Origin of the sequence: Saccharomonospora saliphila YIM 90502, from assembly GCF_000383795.1 — a bacterium.
GTDB classification, from domain to species: Bacteria; Actinomycetota; Actinomycetes; order Mycobacteriales; family Pseudonocardiaceae; genus Saccharomonospora; species Saccharomonospora saliphila.
Window position 1 is genome coordinate 11,278 of sequence record NZ_KB912692.1, and the last position, 1,923, is coordinate 13,200.

Here is a 1,923-nt window from a genome sequence, read left to right on the forward strand (position 1 = left end):
CGGAACGGCCGGAAAGCGCCGTCCGGGCGCGGCCCGGCCGCCCGGCGCATGCGGACCCGGCGAGGCGGCGTGTCCCGGTTCGCGCGTCTCCTCCCGATCCAGCGGGGTGAACAACGCGGTGCCGGACATCTCGCTGTCGGTGGGTTCGGGCACCGCGTGCCGCTCCTCCGTGCGTTCCTCCGGCTCCTCCCCCGCGGGAGTACGCCGGGGCAACGGCGCGCCATCGGGTGTGAGCGACGACCGTACGGACTGCCCGTTCGCGGCGGCGGATCCGGCATCCGGGAGGTCCTTCCCGGCGCCGGACCCCGGCGCCGGACGCTCCGGTTCCGGCCGTCCCGTGTGCTCGGTGACCGTCTCGGCCGGGACGGTCACCGTCGCCCGGACGCCGACGATGTCCTTGCCGCCGTGCAGCGTGACCCCGAAGCCGTGCCGGGTGGCCAGGCGCCCGACGACGAAGAGCCCCATGCGGCGGGAGGTCGTCATGTCCGCGGTGCCCGCCTCACCGATCCGCTCGTTGGCCTCGAGGACCTCGGCCTCGTTCATGCCGATGCCCTCGTCGAGGATTTCGACGGTGAGGCCGCCGTCGTCCCGCGCGGCACTGACCACGGTCACCGTGGTCTCCGGCGCCGAGAACGCGGTCGCGTTGTCGAGAAGCTCGGCGACGAGCCGGATGAGGTCCCCGGCGGCGTAGCCGACGACGCCGAGCGCCGGGGACGTGCGGACGCGCACACGCTGGTACTGCTCGATCTCGGACACGGCGGCGCGCAGCACGTCCGTCACGCTCACCGGCTGTCCGGACCTGCGGCCGGGCTCGGCGCCGGACAGCACCATCAGGTTCTCGTTGTTGCGCCGCATGCGGGTCGCCAGGTGATCCAGCTGGAACAGCGTCGCCAACTGGTCGGCGTCCTCCTCGTCGCGCTCAAGACGCTCGATCAACTGAAGCTGGCGCTGCACGAGGCTCTGGCTGCGGCGCGACAGGTTCACGAACATGCCCGCGTAGCCGGTGCGCAACCCCGCCTGCTCGGAGGCCAGCCGCAGCGCCTCCTCGTGCACCGCGTCGAAGGCCCGGGCCACCTGCCCCACTTCGTCGCGGGTGTGCACGGGAACAGGGGTGATCTCGCCCTCGACCGCGTCGCCGTCCTGGATACGGCGCACCGCCTCGGGAAGATCACTGTGGGCGACGTCGAGGGCGCTGCCCCGCAGCACGCGCAGTGACCGCAGCAGCTGCCGCGTGATCGCGAAGACCACCACGGCCGTCAGGACGAGCGCGGCGGCGAGTACCGCGGCGAGCACGACGGCGGCGGTGGTGGCGCTCTCGGCCTCCGCGTGCGCCCGGTCGGTGACCTGCCCGCCGAGCGCACCGGCGACCTGCCCCACCGCGCCGGAGACCGCCTCGGCGGTGGCGGACCACTGCGCTGGGGTGAGTGAGCCGAACACGTCCCGCTCGGCGTCCTCACCGGCGAGCACAGCGTCGACAACACGCAGGTACTCGTCGAACTCCGGGCCCCGCACCGTGCTGTCGAACAACGCGCGCTGGGACGCGGTCGCGGTCGCGGTGAACTCGGCGACACGGTCCGCGCGACGCACCTCGGCGTTGCGGATGTCGTTGTAGTCGCTGGGCGCGAGCCCGAGCGCGATGCCGTGGCCGATGAGCGCCTGGTGCACACCCACCTCGTCCCGCGCCACGAGCAGGTCGTGCACCGCGTCGGCGGTGGCGCCGAACTCCTCGGCCCCGATCCCGGCGGCGACGGCGGTGTGCAGGTCCAGCAGCGCCCGGGTGAGTCCGGTGTAGGCCGTGACCGCCTCGACCGGACCGGTCTGTCCCGACAGGATCTCCTCCCGCAACCCGGGCAACCCGCCGAGCCGGTCACGCACCGCCTCCCGGGGCGCGGAAATGCGCGCGCCCGCCTCCGACGCGCGGTC

The 1,923-nt window shown here is 73.8% G+C and carries 1 protein-coding gene; it reads right to left on the reverse strand.

Going from position 1 to position 1,923, the window contains the following annotated elements; all coding sequences use genetic code 11:
- Positions 1 to 1,923: sensor histidine kinase (locus SACSA_RS23125; protein WP_019816656.1), on the reverse strand; the 1,923-nt coding region annotated here is incomplete at both ends.